The 20,226-nt window shown below is 47.7% G+C and carries 16 protein-coding genes; 7 read left to right on the top strand and 9 right to left on the bottom strand.

Annotated elements, in window-relative coordinates; genetic code table 11:
• The first annotated feature begins 12 nt into the window (after nt 1-12).
• From ACFVU8_RS17750 to ACFVU8_RS17740, 3 genes are all read left to right on the top strand, one after another.
• Nucleotides 13-1,851, top strand: coding sequence for a sensor histidine kinase (locus tag ACFVU8_RS17750; protein ID WP_387428934.1), 1,839 nt, complete (start codon nt 13-15; stop codon nt 1,849-1,851).
• A gap of 3 nt (nt 1,852-1,854) precedes the next feature.
• The gene (locus ACFVU8_RS17745) at nt 1,855-3,426 is read left to right on the top strand and encodes a response regulator (protein ID WP_387428932.1); all 1,572 of its coding nucleotides are present in this window, start codon (nt 1,855-1,857) and stop codon (nt 3,424-3,426) included.
• 166 nt (nt 3,427-3,592) lie between these two features.
• Nucleotides 3,593-6,217, top strand: coding sequence for a family 16 glycosylhydrolase (locus ACFVU8_RS17740; RefSeq protein WP_387428929.1), 2,625 nt, complete (start codon nt 3,593-3,595; stop codon nt 6,215-6,217).
• Between the two features lie 198 nt (nt 6,218-6,415).
• On the opposite strand, the gene ACFVU8_RS17735 is transcribed toward ACFVU8_RS17740, so the two are convergent.
• The 4 genes from ACFVU8_RS17735 to ACFVU8_RS17720 all read right to left on the bottom strand — a co-directional run bounded on the left by ACFVU8_RS17735 (nt 6,416) and on the right by ACFVU8_RS17720 (nt 8,892).
• Nucleotides 6,416-6,871, bottom strand: coding sequence for an EVE domain-containing protein (locus tag ACFVU8_RS17735; protein ID WP_387428927.1), 456 nt, complete (start codon nt 6,869-6,871; stop codon nt 6,416-6,418).
• 24 nt (nt 6,872-6,895) lie between these two features.
• Nucleotides 6,896-7,426, bottom strand: coding sequence for a DinB family protein (locus ACFVU8_RS17730; RefSeq protein ID WP_387429472.1), 531 nt, complete (start codon nt 7,424-7,426; stop codon nt 6,896-6,898).
• A 64-nt stretch (nt 7,427-7,490) separates the two neighbouring features.
• A complete protein-coding gene (locus ACFVU8_RS17725) occupies nt 7,491-8,438 on the bottom strand; it encodes a helix-turn-helix transcriptional regulator (RefSeq protein ID WP_387428926.1) in 948 nt (315 codons plus the stop codon).
• A gap of 25 nt (nt 8,439-8,463) precedes the next feature.
• Nucleotides 8,464-8,892, bottom strand: a complete 429-nt coding sequence (locus tag ACFVU8_RS17720) for a MarR family winged helix-turn-helix transcriptional regulator (protein ID WP_387428924.1) — start codon at nt 8,890-8,892, stop codon at nt 8,464-8,466.
• A gap of 159 nt (nt 8,893-9,051) precedes the next feature.
• Here ACFVU8_RS17720 and ACFVU8_RS17715 point away from each other — a divergent pair, with 159 nt between their 5' ends.
• Nucleotides 9,052-10,359 (top strand): amidohydrolase family protein, encoded by a 1,308-nt coding sequence (locus ACFVU8_RS17715; RefSeq protein WP_387428921.1) that lies wholly within the window; start codon nt 9,052-9,054, stop codon nt 10,357-10,359.
• 114 nt (nt 10,360-10,473) lie between these two features.
• Here ACFVU8_RS17715 and ACFVU8_RS17710 read toward each other — a convergent pair whose 3' ends face one another.
• Together ACFVU8_RS17710 and ACFVU8_RS17705 are read right to left on the bottom strand one after the other, a co-directional pair.
• Nucleotides 10,474-10,635, bottom strand: a complete 162-nt coding sequence (locus ACFVU8_RS17710) for a Spo0E family sporulation regulatory protein-aspartic acid phosphatase (protein ID WP_387428918.1) — start codon at nt 10,633-10,635, stop codon at nt 10,474-10,476.
• A gap of 85 nt (nt 10,636-10,720) precedes the next feature.
• A complete protein-coding gene (locus tag ACFVU8_RS17705) occupies nt 10,721-11,257 on the bottom strand; it encodes a DedA family protein (RefSeq protein WP_387429471.1) in 537 nt (178 codons plus the stop codon).
• A gap of 271 nt (nt 11,258-11,528) precedes the next feature.
• Between ACFVU8_RS17705 and ACFVU8_RS17700 the strand changes: the two genes are divergently transcribed.
• A complete protein-coding gene (locus ACFVU8_RS17700) occupies nt 11,529-13,580 on the top strand; it encodes a serine hydrolase domain-containing protein (protein ID WP_387429470.1) in 2,052 nt (683 codons plus the stop codon).
• Between the two features lie 123 nt (nt 13,581-13,703).
• On the opposite strand, the gene ACFVU8_RS17695 is transcribed toward ACFVU8_RS17700, so the two are convergent.
• Nucleotides 13,704-15,506, bottom strand: coding sequence for a response regulator (locus ACFVU8_RS17695; RefSeq protein WP_387428916.1), 1,803 nt, complete (start codon nt 15,504-15,506; stop codon nt 13,704-13,706).
• Nucleotides 15,507-15,618: 112 nt separating this feature from the next.
• Nucleotides 15,619-16,200 carry a sensor domain-containing protein gene (locus ACFVU8_RS17690; protein ID WP_387429468.1) on the bottom strand — a complete coding sequence of 194 codons (582 nt, stop codon included), beginning with the start codon at nt 16,198-16,200 and terminating at the stop codon, nt 15,619-15,621.
• A 287-nt stretch (nt 16,201-16,487) separates the two neighbouring features.
• Here ACFVU8_RS17690 and ACFVU8_RS17685 point away from each other — a divergent pair, with 287 nt between their 5' ends.
• Entirely contained in the window at nt 16,488-17,576 is a 1,089-nt protein-coding gene (locus tag ACFVU8_RS17685) for a sensor domain-containing diguanylate cyclase (RefSeq protein WP_387428913.1), read from the top strand.
• Nucleotides 17,577-17,825: 249 nt separating this feature from the next.
• Complete coding sequence (locus ACFVU8_RS17680) at nt 17,826-18,389, top strand: sugar O-acetyltransferase (RefSeq protein ID WP_379466655.1); 564 nt, start codon at nt 17,826-17,828, stop codon at nt 18,387-18,389.
• Nucleotides 18,390-18,610: 221 nt separating this feature from the next.
• Here ACFVU8_RS17680 and ACFVU8_RS17675 read toward each other — a convergent pair.
• A partial coding sequence (locus tag ACFVU8_RS17675) for an S-layer homology domain-containing protein (protein WP_387428912.1) occupies nt 18,611-20,226 on the bottom strand: 1,616 nt, incomplete at its 5' end.

Raw genomic sequence — 20,226 nt, 5'->3', positions numbered from 1 at the left:
GAGGCTATTTGAATGACGTATCTGCTGACTAAAGTGAAGAAGCTTTACCGCAATTCGCGCATATCTAAGAAATTATTTTTAGCCTTTAGCATGATGATTGTAATCCCTGGGATTTTGGTATCCCTTTTATTTATCCGCACACAGGAGAACCAGTTATACAAGGATGCAATGGCCACCGGCAGCAGTCATGTCTCACGGCTTAACGAACAGCTGCGCAGTAGACTGGGCATTATTGAGAGCGCTTCCTCCACTGCACTGAATCAAAAGGCCTTTGTAGATTTTATTCACTCCAATATGCGCGGGGACGGCCTGCGTCTGGTGAAATTCAGACAAAACCAATTTGAGCAAATGCATAATATTATTCAAAGCCATGAGATGATCAGTGAGCTCAGCTTTTATGTCGATAATCCAAACCTGTTTGAGATTTGGCCCGAAATCTATCATTATGACAAGTTCTGGCCGCAGAATTATTGGGTGACACTTCGGGAAGAAGGTGGCGCGGCACACCGCTTATTTGCTTTTAAAAATGGCGAGCATACGCTGTCCTATTACCGGCTGGTACGCCTTCAGGGGCAACAGCAGAAACTCCCCACCATTATGGAAGTTCGCACCCCGCATAGCGTGTTTTTCAGCGACCTGTTCGAGGAGAACGGTGGAGATTTCTTCTCTGTGGTGATGGACGGAAGTAATCCGGCTCGAAATGTATATAATCCCCGGCATGTGTTTCCCCAAACGGCTGGGAACGAGCTAAACGAGATTCTTGGCAGCATCCATCAGCGGCTGGATGTACTGCAGCAGAATAGCCCTATTAAGGTCAGTGTAGGGGATCATACTTACTACGCACTCTATCGCTACATCGCTCCACTCAACGCCTATGTGGTGGATATCGCCTCCCATCAAGACCTGATGAAGGGTCCGCGAAACTGGTATCTACTCGTAGTAGCGATCACATTATGTGTGCTGCTGTTGTTGCTGCTGCTCGTTTCGCATACCACCCGGCGCATTTTCCGCCGGTTAGACAGGGTGTTGATTTCCATGCGTAAGGTGCGACAAGGCCAACTGGATGCAAAAATTAATACTGGCCTCGGTGAAAATGAACCTGGCGATGAAATCGACGAGGTAGCCGTCAGCTACAATAGCATGTTAGACGAGATCAAACAGCTGATGACGCAGGTGGTAGATAAGCAGCTAATTGCCAAAAACGCACAGCTGCACTCGCTGCATTCGCAGATCAACTCTCACTTTTTGTATAACGCGCTGGAATCCATCCGTATGCTAGCAGAGGTTCAGCGGCAACCAGCAATCGCCGACGCGTTGGTGTCATTAGGCTCGCAACTACGATACAGCATGCAGTGGCGCAGCGATACAGTTGCCCTTAGCGAAGAGCTGTCCAACATACACAGCTATGTCCGCTTCATAAACTTTATGGAAGGCGGCAACATCGTATTGACGGCGAATCTCCCTCAGGAGGTACTGCGCTATACGATTCCTAAAATGTGCATGCAGCCCATCGTCGAAAATGCCGTTCATCACGCGGCGCCTTCGGGCGGCAGTGTAGACATCCAAATTACCGTATCTGTAGAAAATAACAGCCTGCTGCTAATCAAAATACGAGATGACGGCGCAGGTGTTGACCCTGAGATGCTAGCCAGCTTACAGGCTGTATTACGGGGCGAATCAGATAAACCAATCGTTACCAGCAAAAACGGACTGGGCCTGGAGAATGTGCATAAGCGTTTACAGCTTCATTACGGCCAGGGCTGTGGACTTTGGATTGACAGCGTGCAGGGTGACTATACCTGTGTAACCATACGATTGCCATGGGAAAATGTGAATCTTGGAGGATGGTAGAGCATGATCAATATTCTGATTGTGGACGATCAAAAACACATTCGCGATGGGCTACAGGCCATGCTGCGCCAATTTCCTCTGCAGCTTGATAACATTTACTGTGCCGTAAACGGGATTGAGGCACTGGAAATATTGCGTCAGCACGTCATCCAGCTGGTGATTACTGATATCCGAATGCCCGATATGGATGGGCTGACACTGATGGCGCAGACCAAAGAGGAGCACATCGAGGTCGATTACCTGATTATTAGCGGCTATAGCGATTTTGCCTATGCGCAAAGGGCCATCGGGCTTGGAGCCAAGGGCTACCTGCTCAAGCCTGTGAAACGCGAAGATCTGCAGACCGCAGTGGAGCATGTAGAGCAGGAGATCAGAACACGACAGGCGCTCTCGCGCAATATGGAGCATATCTCCCGCCGTGCCCAAGAAACAGACCGCAAAGAGCTAAGTATGTATATGCAGGGCGCGGTAAGCGATGAGGCATGGGTGCTCCAGACCCAGGGGCAGAATCCAGAGCTGTGGCAGAATTACCGCCTGTGTCTGCTGCGAGAGGAGCTATGGATTAATCAACCAGGGGCCGACAGCAGCCACAGCATAGAATCCATTGCCTACCGCGTATATGGCAGAGAGGGATGTGTATGCCTGCAACACCGTCCGTACCTGATCCTTGCGGTGGATGCAGCCGTAGATCCGGGAGTCTTTCCTGCTGCCCTCAAGGCGGAGCAGAAGGATGCCATCACTGCCATGACCGGCCCGCAGCAAGGATTAAAAGAGCTGCCGAATAGCTATACACAAGCGTTAGAGCTATATCACCACAGTTACCTTTTTCCAGATCGGAACTGCATTCTGCCAACTCATATTGAGCGGCTAGAGCAGCAATGGGAACTTCCTTATGAGGAGCTGTATGCCCTTTTCCAGCTAATCGGCACCAAGAACAGCGGTACAATCACCCAAGGCATTTCCAAGGTGTTTCACAAAGATACGCTGCAACGCTATCACATCCGCTACACGCAGCAGTTATCCCGCGCCATTGTACAGATGCTGGAGGAATATGTGCGAGTGATCCGCCCGTATATGGGAGAAGAAACGCTGGACATCGAATGCTTGCGTAATCTATTTGATTACCCAGGCATTCGTGATTATATTCAGGCCATGCAACAACAACTGCTTCGGCTGAACCAGTTCTATTATGAGTACAAGTGTAGCTATCGCAACACGCAGGATTTGAATGAAGCCATACGTTTTATACACGAAAGCTATCATAAACCGCTAGACCTCGCGATGGTATCCAACCACGTGTCGCTTAATTATGCCTATTTTTCAAACCTGTTCAAGAAGAATATCGGTAAAGGCTTTGCAGAATACCTGCGCGATGTGCGCCTCGATAAAGCCCGGAGGCTACTGGCCGAAACCGATCATAAAATCGTCGAGATAGCCACCATGGTCGGGTATGAAAGCTACAAGAGCTTTACACGGGCTTTTCGGGAAGTCATGGACATGCAACCCACAGAATACCGGCAACTGATGCGTCGAAAATATGATAGCGAAGGAGAATACCAGGACACAGCTCTATAAATCGGGCGGTATCCTGCTTGAACGAGCAAATATCATCAAAAGCCAAAAAAATGGGTTATAACAAAAATTATTGTACCTTTAAGCCCATTATTACATTCGATAGAATAAAGATGTCAGAGGATGAAAGCGGTTTCGAATTCTAATATTTTATTACAGGAGGATACGTATGACACGAATTTACAAAACGGAACACAGGTGGACGCACAAGATATTGAGTTTGTTCTTAGTAGTAGTGCTGCTGGCCGGTGTTGGCCTATTGCCAACTTCGAAGGTTCAGGCAGCAGGAACGACCGTTACCTCTATGGATTACTTTTCAGCAGCAGACGGACCTGTCATCTCCCAATCAGGGGTTGGGCAAGCTAGCTTCGGTTTTGTCATGCCTATATTCAATGGAGGCTCTGCGACCTGGAATACTGTTTCAGATGACGTAGGCGTAAATGTGAAAGTAGCTGGAAACTGGGTTGATATTGATAGCGCCGGTGGCTACACTTATAACCAAAACTGGGGGCACTGGAGCGATGGGGGCTTGAACGGCTATTGGTTCACTCTCTCCGCAACAACTGAGATTCAGCTGTTCTCCAAGGCAACTGGGGTTACCCTTGATTACACCCTTGTTTTTCAAAACATAAACAAAACAACCATCACTGCCATGGCACCTACACAAGGGCCGCAGATTACAGCAGGTTTCACAGGCAGTGCAGGCTTTACTTATCCTACCTTCAACAATGATCCATCCATAACCTATCAAGCTGTGGCTGATGATTTGAGGGTGTTCGTAAAACCTGTAAACAGCAGTACATGGATTGATATTGAAAATAATGCGGCCAGCGGCTGGATCTATGATAACAACTTCGGACAATTCACTGAAGGCGGCGGTGGCTACTGGTTTACCGTAACAGAGTCTATGAACGTCAGATTAGAGTCGAGAACTTCCTCGGCTAGCGTCGTGTATACGATCACTTTTAATGAACCCGTAAGAAATTCGTATGTGCTCACTCCCTATGATGGAACTACCTATACAGCGGATGTGAACGGTACCATAGGTGTACCGCTTCCCAAGATTGATGGGGGTGCGCCAATTGGCACCGAGCTTGGAAAATACGTCTACCAGATTAACATCAACGGACAATGGGTGGCTATGAGTGACTCCAGTCAAAGCGGATTTGTATACGCCGCGAATGGCTACAACCACATGTCCGATGCCAATCAGTGGGGATACTGGGCTGACTATATCTACGGTCTGTGGTTCCAACCTATCCAGGAGGATATGCAGATCCGTATCGGTTATCCGTTGAATGGCCAGGCGGGTGGCAGTGTCGGCAATAATTTCGTCTACTATACCTTTATTGGCAATCCAAATGCCCCACGTCCGGATGTATCCGATCATGATGATATTGTTATCGGAACACCTACCGATCCGACGATCGCTGGCATGAATCTTATTTGGCAGGATGAATTCAACGGAACATCGCTCGATATGAACAAATGGAATTATGAACAAGGCTATTACATCAGTAATGATCCTCATAGCTGGGGTTGGGGAAATGCAGAGCTGCAGCACTACACAGACAGTCCACAAAATATTTTTGTAGAAGATGGAAAGCTGAACATCAGAGTCTTACACGACTCCAAATCCTTTCCACAGGACCCTAACCGGTTCGCACAGTACTCCTCTGGTAAAATCAACACCAAGGATCATCTGTCCTTCCAGTACGGCAGAGTAGATATTCGTGCCAAGCTGCCTACAGGGAATGGTGTCTGGCCAGCACTCTGGATGCTCCCGGAAGATTCCGTATATGGTGCTTGGGCTGCATCCGGTGAAATCGATATTATGGAAGCCAAGGGACGTTTGCCAGGTACTACTAGCGGTGCCATACACTTTGGCGGACAATGGCCGGTTAACAGATATATTGCCGGCGAATATCACTTCCCTGAAGGCCAGACCTTCGCCAATGACTATCATGTGTACTCTATGGTCTGGGAAGAAGATAACATGAAGTGGTATGTAGACGGCAATTTCTTCTTCAAAGTCAGCCGGGATCAATGGTATTCCACGGCTGCGCCGAACAATCCAAACGCCCCATTCGATAAGCCATTCTACCTCATTATGAATCTGGCGATCGGTGGATACTTTGATAATTTAAATACCCCAGATCCGTCTGACATCCCTGCAACGATGCAGGTCGATTATGTACGTGTGTATAAAGAAGGAAACAGTGAGAATCCGGGTAACAACGTACCTGTTACGGGTGTAACGCTAACCCAGACCACCGCACAGGTGGAGGTCGGAAAGAATGTACAGCTGAACGCCAGTGTAGCTCCGTCCAACGCAACCAATAAACAGGTTACTTGGAGCGTATCAGGCAATAGCATCGCTTCCGTGAGCCAAAACGGTACCGTGACCGGCCTCGCTCCAGGCACGACAACCGTGACAGCTACAACAGCGGATGGCAATAAAACAGCTACCTCCACCATCACTGTTGTGCCGTCATCATCATCCGGTACAATCATCGTTGGTGATGCGGTAAAAGGACTGAAGAAAACAGGTAATGATCTGACCTTCTATGTGAATGGCGCAACCTTTGCCGACTTACATTATACGATCAATAACGGTGGGCAGCAGAACGTAGCCATGACGGCGACAGGGAACGGTAACTATACCTACCCTGTAAATAACCTGCAACAGGGGGATACCGTCGAGTACTTCTTCACCTATAATCCTGGGCAAGGAGCGGTGGATAGCCCGACGTTGACTTATATTCATGGGGTGACGCAGGGGACTCCGGAGTAAATTGGTTTGACCTTAATAGTGGCATGTTGCTACTTAGGCAGCTAGAAGTGACGGGACACTAGGAGAACTGTGTGAATATAGGCGAGGGGGAGTGTTAGCTTCCCCTCGCCTGTTTTGTTGTTTCAGCTGTGCCGGGCTTCTCGCTGGAAGAGCGGCTAGATATTGCTCTTTTTCAACTGTCCATTTAAGAAGTCTGCATCATTCCAGTTGCTCATTGCTCAGCATTGTACCGGCAATCCTCAGAAAGTCCTCACGGCTGATCTCAAAATGACCATAGCGGAAGGAGTATCCCCAATTTCGGTTCATACGCGTGAAGGTAAGCTGTTCTAATAAATCCCTAATCTTTACTTCGCGGCAAGAAATATAGCTGATATTTCTGCGTAATGGCACAAATGATGGGGACATCTGATATTCATAGACTTGATCATCAGCTACTTCCCCGATAGCGGTAAATGCTTGAAGTGGAGCGCCCTTCTTGATTTGTGTACGCGGGGAATAGTAAATCAACCAATCACCCTGCCGCATCTTAAGTAAAGGTGCTGACTTACCGTGACAAAGCTGAGCAAATCCCCCCAACTCTGCACGCTTCACATGGTTTAAAGACACGACACCAATCCAGAAACGGCTTTGTTGGCTTATTTCATTTAAAATCATCTCTTAAATTCCCTTTCCTTTTCATTACGTATATTGTTTCAAGCGGTCCAACTGTAGAAGATGGTGACGGTAGTGCATTTCAATAAGCCGAAACCACTCCTCCGCACACAGTCCGCCGAACGAGGGATGAGACACTGTATTTTGTTTGGACGCCCTCTCAAGAGCAGGCTCAACCTCCTTCATTCTCTGGATGATTGTGTGTAATCCTTGAATTAGCTGCTCCTTACTTTCCGGCTGCTCCGGCGTATACAGCGGAGAAGGCGGAACCTGTATACGAATGGGAGGGAAACTGCCTTGAGCAAAGACAGCTGCACCAGCCTCAGTTTTTTCCTCTGAAGTTACCTGGAGGTCTGGGCCTGGCACCAGACATTGCTCCACATTACGAAGCTGCATATAAAGTGCCGAGTTAACGAGATGTTGAAACATCTGTCCGATTGACCACTCGTTGTTAATTGCCTTATGCTTCAGCTGATCCAGACTGAATTGATCCAGTTCGTGAATATAATGCGTCGCCGTCTCCTCAAATTGTTGTAATACTTCCTTTGTTGTGGTCATCATATCCCGCTCCTTCATTCTTCTATATGTCCAAGTATACAAAAACGCTACTGACACCATTATGTCAGTAGCGTTCAAATGCTTTTTTTAGTTCGTTTTTAACCTGGTATTGGAAGGATTCTGGCTCCAGTACAACCACTCCGCTTCCCCAGCCGAGCACGAGGTGCAGCAATTCCTCAGGCTGTCGAACACGAAAGGTCATCAGTACCCCATCCGTATGCTCCTCTGTACTTTCGAAATAAAAGGTATTGGATTCCCTTATCTTATCGGCAATATCAGCTTGGACTAAGATCCGTACAAGTACGATGCGATCATCTGGAGGCTTGTATGCATCTAAATCAAAATTCACTGGCAGCTTAAATCTGGATTCCAGGCCCATAAGCTCCGACATCCGGGACAAACGGAAATTACGGATGTCTTGACGCAGTTCACACCATGCGATAAGTACCCATGACCCGTGAAGAAGCACAAGCCCATAAGGAGCAACCGTACGAATACTTTGACGGTTCCCATCGGCCTCGGCGATTCTTTTGGAATAGTGGAAGCTTATTTTTCTTTCCTCCAATATTGCTCGGCGAATCACCTCTATATATGTCCTCTCTTGTATTCGCGCTGCATCTTCAGCAGTTGCAAGTAGACGGAAGCTCTTGCGAATCCGTGTTGCCTCACTGAGTATCGGTTCCGGCAAGATAGCTTCGATTTTCTTCCTAGAAGTTCGTGACTTATTGCCATAGTGGGCATCAAACCAACGCTCAATAAAATCCGTCCCGATGAGTAACGTCACAGCTTCCTCGACCGTGAAGCTGACCGGAGGCAGAAAATACCCGTCCATTAAGGAATACCCCTGCCCAGGCGCCCCGATCACGGATACGCCAGCTTCACTCAAAGCCTGAATATCCCTATAGATGGTTCTTACGCTTGTTTCAAATGTAGCCGCTAAATCCTCGGCTCGTAACACTTTGTTGCGCTGTAACTCAAGCACTATAGCTAACAGACGATCCGTTTTGTTCATGCGCCTGCCCCCTTCCTGGCTGTCATTATAAGCGTTCATTTATTTTTATCAATAATTCCTTTAAGATTTGGTTCTCCTCTTCAGAAAGGACTTGAACGATTTCATCCTCCACCCTTTGGAAAGATTCATTAAAGTCTTCAATCAATTCAACAGCCTTTGGTAAAACATAAATATTTTTTTGCCGTTCATTATTGGCAGGAATTTTTCGTTCGATGAATCCTCTTTGTTCAAGACCTTGAAGCATGCTCGTAATACTAGCCCCCCGCAGATGGAACCGATCGGCAAGATCCCTCTGAATTAATTGAGTTTCTTGGTTCTCGTAGATATAGCCAATGATTTTTCCTTGATGAGCGTTTAACCCCAACTCTTTTATGCTCTCGTTCGCTTTTTTCTTTAACTTAAGGCCAATAATCTGAAACAAATCCAGATAAGGCGTACCCTTGCGAGGCTTCATGATCGTTCCCCCTCAAATAGTTAGTAATCTAACTGTAAGTAAATAAACTATACAAATATCCAGCGTACATGTCAAATGAATATTAGTTTGTTGACAGTTAGATATCTAACAGTTATATTACGAAGTGATTACCGAACAACTCCAGGGAGGAATAAAGAAATGAAGAATGCAACCCAAAGCTCTCCTGAAAAAATTACGGCGATTACAAATGCACGTATATTCGATGGGGAAAAAATTATCGATTCAGGAACTGTTGTCATCAAAGGGGAAACCATTATTACGGTGGGTGGAGATCTTCCGGCAAACGCAACTATCATTGATGCGAAAAACGCGACATTATTGCCAGGCTTAATTGATGCGCATGTTCACACTTCCATTGGAGGACTAAGGGATGCCTTAAAATTCGGCGTTACGACAGAACTCGAAATGAACGGCGATTTTACGGAAAGAGGGCGAGTAATCCAGTTAAAAAATGTAAATGACGTCGCCGATGTCCGTTCTGCCGGTACAGCAATCACCGCTCCAGGCGGTCATCCTGATGAACTGCTTCCAGATGGGGATGAAATCCCTGATTTCATATTAAAGGAACTGGAGAAGTTATCGAAAGAAGACAGGGAAGCTATGCTAGCCGCTTACGCTCATGATCATGAAGAAGTGCCCCAAGTAACGAGTGTGGAGGAAGCGATCAAACATGTGCATACCCAAGTGGAGAATGGAGCCGATTATATCAAAATTATGATCGAGGAAGGGACGGTTATGGCTGCTCCTGGCCTGCCTGTTTTGAGCGATGAGATTCTCAAAGCAGCTGTGGAAGAAGCCCATAAGTTCGATAAAATCGTCATAGCTCACGTCCTGACTGCTGATTCCTCACAGAGCGCTATTGATATGGGGGTGGACGGATTGGGTCACTTGTTTATCGACAGGCCCGAATACACAGCCAAATTGGTGAAATCCATAGCCGATTCAGGCGCGTTCGTGACACCATGTCTGGTATTGAACTCTTCCATTCTTGGGAATCCGGCATCGGAATTGGCGAATGATCCGCGTGTTAATTCCAAATTAAGTCCGGAATGGATCGATATTTTGAACTCTAGCTTCAACACTTTCCCGCAAGGCCATATGGAGAATAGCTTTAAAAACGTGATGGATCTTCACCGTGCCGGAGTGGATATTTTGGTCGGTACGGATGTCTCACCGGTTCCCGTTCCAAATCTCGGAGGGCTTGCTCACGGCGCCAGCGTTCATCATGAAATGCAATTGCTGGTTATGGCCGGGTTAACTCCGATAGAAGCACTCCGGTCCGCTACCTCAATACCGGCCCGTTGCTTCGATCTTAACGATCGCGGCCGAATTGCCGTAGGTGCGCTCGCTGACCTTGTATTGGTAGATGGCGATCCGACAACCAATATCTCGAATACCTTGTCTATCCGGGCCGTATGGTACAGAGGTGTGCAACAACTAGGTTAATCATTATTATGCAATATAGTATATTGGGCTAAAACCCTATGAACAGAGCGCTCTTCGAATTAGAGTGCCCTGTTCATAGGGTATCTATATGTTAGGTCCACATAAACTACCCACCTACTCTTCCTTCCCTAACATCAGGCAGTACTCATTCAGCAGCTTGTCCAACTCTTGAGACTTCAACAGAACTACTCCTGAAGTAATTCCTGATCTATCCGCCAAATCGTGTAACTCGCCGCGCAACAGTTCGATTTTGTCCTGAAAATCCAGCTTATTCAAGCGTATGGCCCTTCCTTTCTTAAGGAAAGCTGACTACATCTTCTACATCTTTTTCTGCCAAGAATTTAGCTCTTTTGAGTGCCCTCTATTGCCTGGAGTAAAACAACCCCAAAAAAGAACCATGAGCTTTCGAGAAATCAAAAGTCCCCCCCAGAAAATACCCAATTGAAATAAAAATCGCACACCAGCATAGGGCTCCGAGGCCCGAGTAGAGTATATATTTCCGCGGGTTCATGGCGCTCACCCCTGCCAAATAACAAGTCAGATAGCGGAAACCTGGAATATAGTAGCCGATGCATATCGCCCAGGGGCCGTAGCGCTGAAACCAGCTCTCTGTTTTCTCTAACCTTTTGGTCGTGAGCCTGACCCATTTTCCATACTTCCACAGCAACGGCTTGCCGAACTTCCGCCCAAGGGCGTAACTGCACAACATGCCACTCATAGCCCCAAGGACGCTGACCACAAGGGATATCGGAAAATAAAGCAGCCCAATGGAAGAAAGATAGCCAACAATCGTCATGAGAACTTCATCAGGCACAGGCAAACCAATAATACCAAGCGCAAGGCATAGAAAGATGGCAATGTAACCGTACTGGATAACGATATCTTGTAAGAAAGCGATGATGTCCACACTCCAGTTCTAATGGCTTTGGGCAAGGAAGACTGTCCTCGTCTCCTGGATGATTCATCGCCCTTTCAGGTATCCTAATGCCTCCCTTGTCAATGAACCTAGTGCCGAATTGTCACATGACGCTTTCAAGGTAGCAGGATGTCATAGATGACGAAATGCAACTTGTTGGTGTGACAACTCCTTTGCGATACTGGGCTCAGCCGATGGTTAAGAGGCAAATTTAATAGTTAAGGAGATATCATTTATGAAGAATACGAAGAATATGAAGAACACGAAGAAATGGGTTCGCAAGAATCGCGCAGTTCTACTATTAACTGTTCTGGTGTTAACGGGTACAGTCATTAACGCTTGTACGGAAGTAGGGAACGCAGCTAATAGCCGGCAGACTCCCCCGCCAGTTACATCTGAGGTTACCAGCCTGAAGGCGCCGCAGGATGCCAAGCAACTGGAGGGACCGCGGGATTCCAAGGAACTGGAGACCTTTGCAGATGGCGTTTTTAAGGAAGCGATGAAAAAGTATAATACGGTTGGTTCTAATTTCGCGGTTGTTTCGAATGGTAAAGTGCTGTTAAGCAAGGGTTACGGTTATGCCGACAGGGAAAATAAAATTCCGGTAGACAGCAGCACCGTTTTCCAAATTGGTTCTGTGACGAAGCAGTTCACGGCATTGGCAGCTATGCAGCTGGTCGATAAGGGGAAAATTGATTTGCATCACGATATCCAGGAATACCTGGGAGGGATGAAGGTACCGAATAAAACAGGCAAAAAACTGACAATGTACGATCTGCTTACGTATACCAGCGGCTTTGACAAACCGGATATCCTCTCGGGATCGAAGCCGGAATATGTGAAGCAATTCTACCCGATGAAGGAGGCTCTTGAAGCGAATATGCCGACGATTGTCAGACCTCCGGGGGAAGCGTACACCTATGATAATTTTGGGTTCACACTGGCGGGGTATGCGGTAGGGCAAGTAGCGGGCACGTCATACGCCCAGTATATGGAGGACAATATTTTCAAGCCGCTGGGCATGAACTCGACGAATGTGCGGTTTAAACCCGAACTGCTCAGCAGAATGGCTGCCCATTATGATCCTAAAGGCAAGCTAATCCCCTTGGAGGGATTCATACCAACCGATCGTCCTAGCGGCGGCATGGTATCCAACGCAGATGACATGGTGAAGTACCTTATGATGCATCTGAACAAAGGAACGTATGAAGGCAAACAAATCTTAAGTGCCAAGAGCATTGAGCAAATGCACACCTACCAGGTGTTCCCTGATAAAGACTACCCTGTCACAACCATCGGATTTGAAGGCTACTTCAAAGAGAAGATGAATGGTCAACATGTGGTTATCAAAGGGGGAAATGTGACCGGTCATTCTTCCTTGATTGTTCTTCTTCCAGAGAAAAACACAGCATTCTACATGTCCTACAATAACGACTCTATGATGAGTCTCGACGTGTATGAGGAATTTATGAATCATTACTATCCGAAAAAAGAAGCGGCTCCAAAGCCATCCTATTCGGCAATCAGTGAGCAGCAGGCCAAGGACTACGTGGGATTGTACCAAAACACGCGTCTTGGATCCATGCGGACCCTCGTTTCCTATTCAAACGGAAAATTGTTTACGGAGACAGGAGATCTGGGCAAGAGTACGCTGAAAATGATCCACCCGTTACTCTTTGAAGATGAAGCCGGCAATAAAGTAGCCTTTCAAAAAAATGGGGCCGGCAAAATCACCTATTTCTATTACATGGCACTTCCGCACTACGTGGGTTATGCACAAAAATTAAATAGAGATTTGCCATTCACTGATGTACCTGCTGGCAGCAAGTATGCGTCTTATATTCAAAATCTCCGTGCCTTAAAAATCATGAACGGAAAGACAGCTACCCGCTTCGATCCGAATGGAAAGTTAACTCAGAGTGAGTTCTCAGCGTTGCTGCTACACGCCCATGGCTGGGAAAGCATGCCTGATACGATTGAACCCAACAAGAAGCAGATGTTGTCCGGAGTGCCTAATTATAAACCTAATTCTCCTATCACTAGAGAGATGGCGGCAGTTATGATCCAAAACCTGAGACAAGCTGAGCCTGGAACCAAGAAGGTTACATTGCGTGGCGAAACGGATGCCTGGGCAGTTAAAGCCATCACAACCCTTGTATCCCAAGGCATCATGGACCCGGATACCCAGATCAATAAGGACGGCTCCATCAACTTCCGTTCCAAGCAGCCACTGAAGCGGCAGGAAGCGAGCGCCTTATTGGATCTGGCATTTGATTACTACACATTGCCAATTGCCAAACGGTAATGAACGTAAACCCTAATGCTGAATAAATAAAAAACGGCGTTCAAAATCTAAATGGCGGATGCCGACATACGAAGCACAATCACTCCGTATGCCGGCATCCGCCACCATAATACATAACTTGGGTTATTCCAGAAGCCCGGCCTCCCTGGCTTTTTGCACCGCTTCCTCCCGGTTGCGGACCCCCAGCTTCATATAAGCCGATGATGCATAGTTTCGAACCGTACCATCGGATAAATACAACTTGGAAGCAATGCTTTTATATCGCAGCCCTTTGGAGACGAACTGTAAAATTTCAAGCTCCCGCGGCGTTAATTCATAGGCCGATGACGCTCCTTTGACAAACGAAGGATCATCCCCGCTATTGTCCGCCTCCAGCTGGGCAAACAATTTGTGCGACATGCCCTGATCGATCAGCGTACCCCTGCGGTAGACGGTGCGTATCGTTTCGGCCAGCTCTAACGGCTGCATGGACTTCAACAAGTATCCGTCCACCCCACTTCGCATCGCCTCGAGAGCCTGTCTGGTATCCTCGAACGTGGTGAGAATCAGAATGCGGATGTCGGGCCACAATTCTTTTATCGTACGAGATGCGGCGATTCCATCCATATTCGGCATTTCCAGATCCATAAGCACCAGCTGCGGCTGAACCTGCCTGCACAGCTCGATCGCTTGCTCCCCATCCTCTGCCGTTCCAACAACCTGCAAATCCTGCTGTTCCTCCAGCAGAGTCCGCAGGCTTTCACGGATAAAGGGCTGATCATCGACAACCAACAGGCGAATGACTTCATCCTTAAGCTCCGTTTGTCTGGGCAGCGTACAGGTAACCAGAGTGCCTTCTCCCGGCTCCGTATAGACGGCCACATGGCCTTGTAAATTCATCGCCCGCTCCTTCATGGCACTGAGGCCGAAGCCCTCCCTCCCCTGCTCCATCCCGCGGCCGTTATCTTGAATTTCAAGTCTCGTCTGCTGGGGTTCAAATTGCACGGATACCTTAATCTCTGTCGAGTTTCCATGACGCACAGCATTCGTCAACGACTCTTGCAGGCAGCGATAGAGTGCTGTCTTCGCTTGCTTCGTTACGGGATATTCCTCCCCGTAGGCATGAAAACGAACCGTTACCTTAGCATGCTCCTGAAACTCCTCTGCCAGCTTCCTTAAAGACTGAAGCAGCGGGAGCGCCTCATGCGGCGATTCAATTTGATGCACGTAATTTCTGACTTCCTCCATATTTTGGCGGCCCAGGTTCAATAGGGATTCGAGCCTTTCCGTCCCTGTCTCCGTTGTCAGCTCAGGACGCAACGTTTCCAATCCCATAATGAGCGAAGTGTAGGCATGGCCGACGGTATCGTGAAGCTCTTTGGAGAGCCTGTTCCGCTCTTCGGCAAGCGTGATGCGCTCGATTTGGGACAGATACTGCTCCAGCACCGCATTTTGGTCGCGGATAGTTTCGCCTTGACGAAAATTGAGCACAAGTAAATGGAAGGAGAATCCGAAGACATATGCCATCCCGATGTGAACGGCCATGACCCAGTATTCACTCTGCTCTGCAAACAGCTTGATTATGGCGGGCAGGAGCAATATGGAGACAGGCCCTGACCAGAGATAAGTCCTTTGCGCGCTGTGGGCAGCAATTAAAAAGGCATACAGCAGGAATGAGAAGTAGGCTTGCGGAAAAAATGCAGCCAGATACAAACACAACCCGCCCGAGATCACGATTTCGGTAAACAGGTAGTATTTATAATCGAGCTGCAAGCAAAGCCATGGGACGGAAAAAGCAATCAGCTGCCACAGCATAAGGGCCACTATCGGCAGCGTAAAATATTCTTTCAGCTCTATAGTCGTAAATACGAGAGAAATGCTGCATATCAGACGGATTATGAACATGAGCCAGTCGTACCAGTACCATCGCTTGACCATATCGAACAAAACCATCAACCCCTAACGACCTTCAGTATGACATTACGTAATTAGTATTGAGTAAACCGCTATAGAGTAAACTACCACCCGGCGACCTACGAGGCAAATCCGGGCGTAGCGTCTACCTGTTCACATGCTTGATCATCAGACGCGTGTAGCCGCCTATCAAGTACGCCAAGCGGCCCGCAAGCCTGTAGCTCACCATCATCAATACGACTCCTATGGCCGACACCATCACGGCTTTGGTAATACTATCTACCCCCATAAAGGAAAGGTTGATAAACCGATAGAGGAATGGGGCCGCAATCAATACAAGTGGCGCTGCGTACAGCAAGACCGCACTGATCAGACTTAAAATCCCTATCGGGAATTTCAACAGCAGCCAGCCAATTGCGATCCAGTTGCGTACGTTCAGCAGCTCCTTTTTCGCTTGAAGCCAGCCCGACACATCCGGGCTCGCGGATTTAACGCAAGGCTCGGTGGTAATGTCCGTATAGATCTTGGTCTGTACTCGTTCAAATTGCAGGAAGGCGGTCGTCGTCCGCAAAACGTGTGTCAGGAGAGGAACGCCCGCGACAGTAAACGAAAGACTCAAGCCCAAGGTTAGAGCGACCAGATAAAAGCTGAAGTAAAACATTCCTGTGACGAAAGTAAGCAGCAGGAAATAGCCGTTTTGAATAAAGCTAACGACGGTTCTGGCCATCAAAGAGCCCACATCCTTTCCAAGTAGTAGATGTATTTTAAGGATCTTGATGTCAAATCCGCCAGTGTCATAATGTCATATGACACAAAATGAACGGAGTTATCCGCAGTAACGAGCGGGATAAGACCTCAACACATGATTTCTTCACTAAACATCGCGGAAAGATGCAGCGATCCCAGCTTACCGTCAAGCTTAGGCTTGGCTGACAAACTGTATTAAACGTGCTAGCATATTATCTAATCATGACGAATAATTACTACGCTTAGTATGGAGGAATTGGGAAGAAGATGCTTGAAAACCATCGCCTAAAAGTTTTAATGGAAGTCCAACAGCAGATGCTGTTATCTAACTTTGATTTGAAGTTGTTTATGCAAACAATCTGCGATCGGATGTGCCTATTAACCGATGCCGACGGTTCTACCATAGAAATGCTGGCGGACGATGAAATGGTTTATGCCGCTGTCAGCGGTACCCTGCAGCCTCATCTTGGAATTCGAATAAAAAAGAACGGCAGCTTGTCGGGTTTGTGCGTGACTGAGAAAGAAATTTTGTATTCGCCGGATACACAGCAGGACGATCGTGTCGACAAGGCAGCTACTATGAAAGTCGGCGCACGGAGCATGGTCTGCGTACCCCTGTTTGACTCCAGCACTGCCGTCGGCGTGTTGAAGGTCATCTCCGGTCGCTCCGATGCTTTCTCTGACCGCGATATTGAAACGCTACAATTATTATCGCTCGCCCTAGGCTCAGAGTTAGGTAAACAAATCAACTACGACGACAAAATTCGTATTCTTAACGATTATGAGCAATTATTGATTCAATTAAGAGCCGAGATCGAAAAACGTAAAGAACTAGAGATCGAGCTTATTCAATTGACAGAGCGTGACATTTTGACGGGCTTGTTGAATCGCAGAGGATTTAGCACTCGCATCCAAGGCTGGATTAATCGGGCTAGTTGCCAAGAAGGCTTATTTGGGGTGTTCTACCTCGATTTGAATAAATTCAAGCAATGCAACGATACTTACGGACATGAAGTCGGTGATCTTGTACTTGTAGAGTTCGCGAAGCGAATTAAGCAAGCCGTTCGGGAGACCGATCTATTAGCACGCGTTGGCGGCGATGAATTCCTGGTGGCAGCATGGCTGCAAAACGACTACGACGGATTGGTGCAGGTTGCTAAGCGTTTGATCGGGCAACTAGAATCACCGATGCTGATTAAGGAGCTTCAACTACCTATGACCACTAGTGTCGGCTGTACGCTATGGGTGGAGGGCATGACGGAGCTTGATCTCATTCGCGAGGCGGATCAATCGATGTATCTCGCCAAAACCAACGGTACTAATAAAATTGCGATTAAAGGCGAGCTGGTAGTGTGATTTCAGTTATACAGCTACTCCATTAAGAGAGTCACCAAGCCAGTCAAAACAATGAAGGCATTCATCCACGCCGCGAGTCTCGGCAAAAGTGCACAATCGAAAGGCACCCGATTAGGGTGCCTTTTTTGCTTAATTGATTTACCCCCTGCCATCTCTGTCTCACAATCTCGATAATGCCAATGGCGTAATCTTATAGTTGAACCATATCATCCCTTATAATAGAATACTTTGAATAGAGGAGTGGATGTTATGAACGAGAAAGAAAAATCGCATGCTGGTCTGTTATACCAACCTGGCGATCCTGAGCTTGTCGCAGACCGTGCGGATACCGTGAAAAAGTTATATGAATATAACAATATACACCCGCTAGACCAAGAAGCACGACGGACTGCCATTCGCGGACTGCTGGGAAAGACGGGAGATAATTGCGTTGTGGAGCAGCCGCTTTTCTGCACTTATGGGTACAACACCACGGTAGGAGACAATTTTTTTCTCAATGTTAATTGCAAGCTCATGGACAGCGGGAAAATTACAATTGGTAACAACGTATTTATTGCGCCCAACGTCTGTCTTATAACGGAAGAACATGCCATGGATGTAGAGCAACGGTTAGCGGGATTGGAATACACACACCCAGTCAATATTGGTGATAATGTATGGATCTGTGCAGGCGCTATAGTCCTGCCAGGAGTGACGATCGGAGCGAACAGCGTGATTGGGGCCGGCAGTGTCGTTACGAAGGACATTCCGCCAGATAGTTTGGCTGTAGGCAATCCGTGCAAGGTCATTCGCTCTTTGAAAAAAGCCCTTTAGTCAGGCGTTAATCGGGGATTCTATCGCTGTCAGAAATATAACAACAACCTTCATGTAGTCTCACCCCACTCCCTAGCGTTATCTATCTGTCACATTTACATCCTGGGATTCGAGCAGTATTGGACTTTGCTTTGATGTGCAAGCTCGGCCGTCCCGGGCGCACAGCACAAAAACAAGACTGCTTTGAAATTGAATTCAAAGCAGCCTTGTTTGATTTCCCTTTACTTGTTCTTTTGCGCCAACATTCTCAGTAGCACCGTTACCGACTCTGCCCTTGTCGCTTTATCGCCCGGAGCAAATGCATTTGCACCTTTGCCTTCGATAATGCTCAGCTTTTTCATGGCCCCAACTGCGCCCTTCGCCCAGTCCGGAATGTCTTTGTCATCCTCGAAGCCTGTTGCCGTTGTCGCCTTAACGGACTGTCCCAGCGCTTTTGCGATCAACACCGCCATCTCCAGACGTGTAATTTCGGAATCCGGTCGGAAAGTGCCGTCTTCATAACCTGTAATGATGCCTGATTGTACCGCTTGCGCGACCGATTTCTGTGCCCATGTTCCGATCTTTCCTTTATCGGTAAACGCCAGCTCGGTTCCATCCCCTTGCGGCTTGAGAGTATTCATCAGCATAACCGCAAATTCCGCACGCGTTACGGTACGGTTCGGATTGAATGTACCGTCTGGATAACCATTGACGATTCCGAAACTTACCGCTTGCTTGATGCTCGCCTCAGCCCAGTGTCCGGAAATATCGCTGAAGTTAATCGGCTGCTTCGTGCCTGGTGCTGCGTCTTCGCCTTGACTTGCTGCGAATACCGCATACTTCGTGAAGTGATTAACTTTGACGGATATGGTATTTCCTTTGACCTCGCCGCCGATTTCCACCCATGCCTTGTTTATTTCGTCGTAGAAAGATACAACCGGTTTTTGATCACCCTTTAGTTTTTTCGGATCGAAGGTAAAGATCAGCGTGATCTCCTTGCTGAAATTTTCCGGAAAGTTTTTTAGAATTTCGAATACCGAGCTGACCAGAACACCCTTACTTGTAAGCAGCTTTTGTGTGTCTGCCACTTTTTCTATCGTTATTTTCAACTCTTTGTCCGAAGCATCAGCGGGAATAATAATTTTTACATCATCTCCCAGACTAACCTCACCGGATTTGCCGATGGAAAGCGTTAGCTTTCCGTCTGTCGAGATCACTGTAGGGTTTGGGAACGTTGAGGACGGAGTGCCTCCATTGCTGGAAGAGCCGCCCGTGTTGTTGGCCGTCCACTTTGCATACAGGGTCGTATCTGCCGTGATCGGAGTGATGAAATTGAACAGGACTGTCAACCCTCCGTCGCTGTACCACCCGCCGAACGTGTACCCGCTTCTCGTCGGATCCGTTGGTTTTGTGGCCATACTGTTATAGTTCACAGGCTGGCTGCCCACTTCCGGACCGCCGTTGCTGTTGAAGCTGACAGTATAAGTGTTAATCGTCCACTTTGCGTATAACGTCACGTTGGATGTGCCTATGATGAAAGAAGACCCTTCGGCGTAGCTCGTTTCGTTCCCGTCCACTGCCGTATTCCAGCCTGCGAATGTATAGCCCGTCTTCACCAAATTTCCGGTGTTCCCATAAACCGATACGGTAGCTCCTTGCGAGTAGGAGTCACTGTCGGTCGGCGCGTTACCAGATATAGCGCCGTTACCGTTATACGTCACTGTATACGCCGAAATCACCGTTAAGGTATACGTCACCTTTGTAGTTCCATCCTGCGCAGTAACAATAACCTTCTTGCCGGTTGCCAAAGCCGTCGCTACGGTTGTTCCATCTGCATCATAGACTTCAAACGATGCAT

Source organism: Paenibacillus sp. NPDC058177 (assembly GCF_042883835.1).
In the GTDB taxonomy this organism is placed as follows: Bacteria; Bacillota; Bacilli; order Paenibacillales; family Paenibacillaceae; genus Paenibacillus_AQ; species Paenibacillus_AQ agri.
The sequence above is the reverse complement of the archived record's forward strand: the minus strand, read 5'-3'. Positions and strand labels throughout refer to the sequence as shown.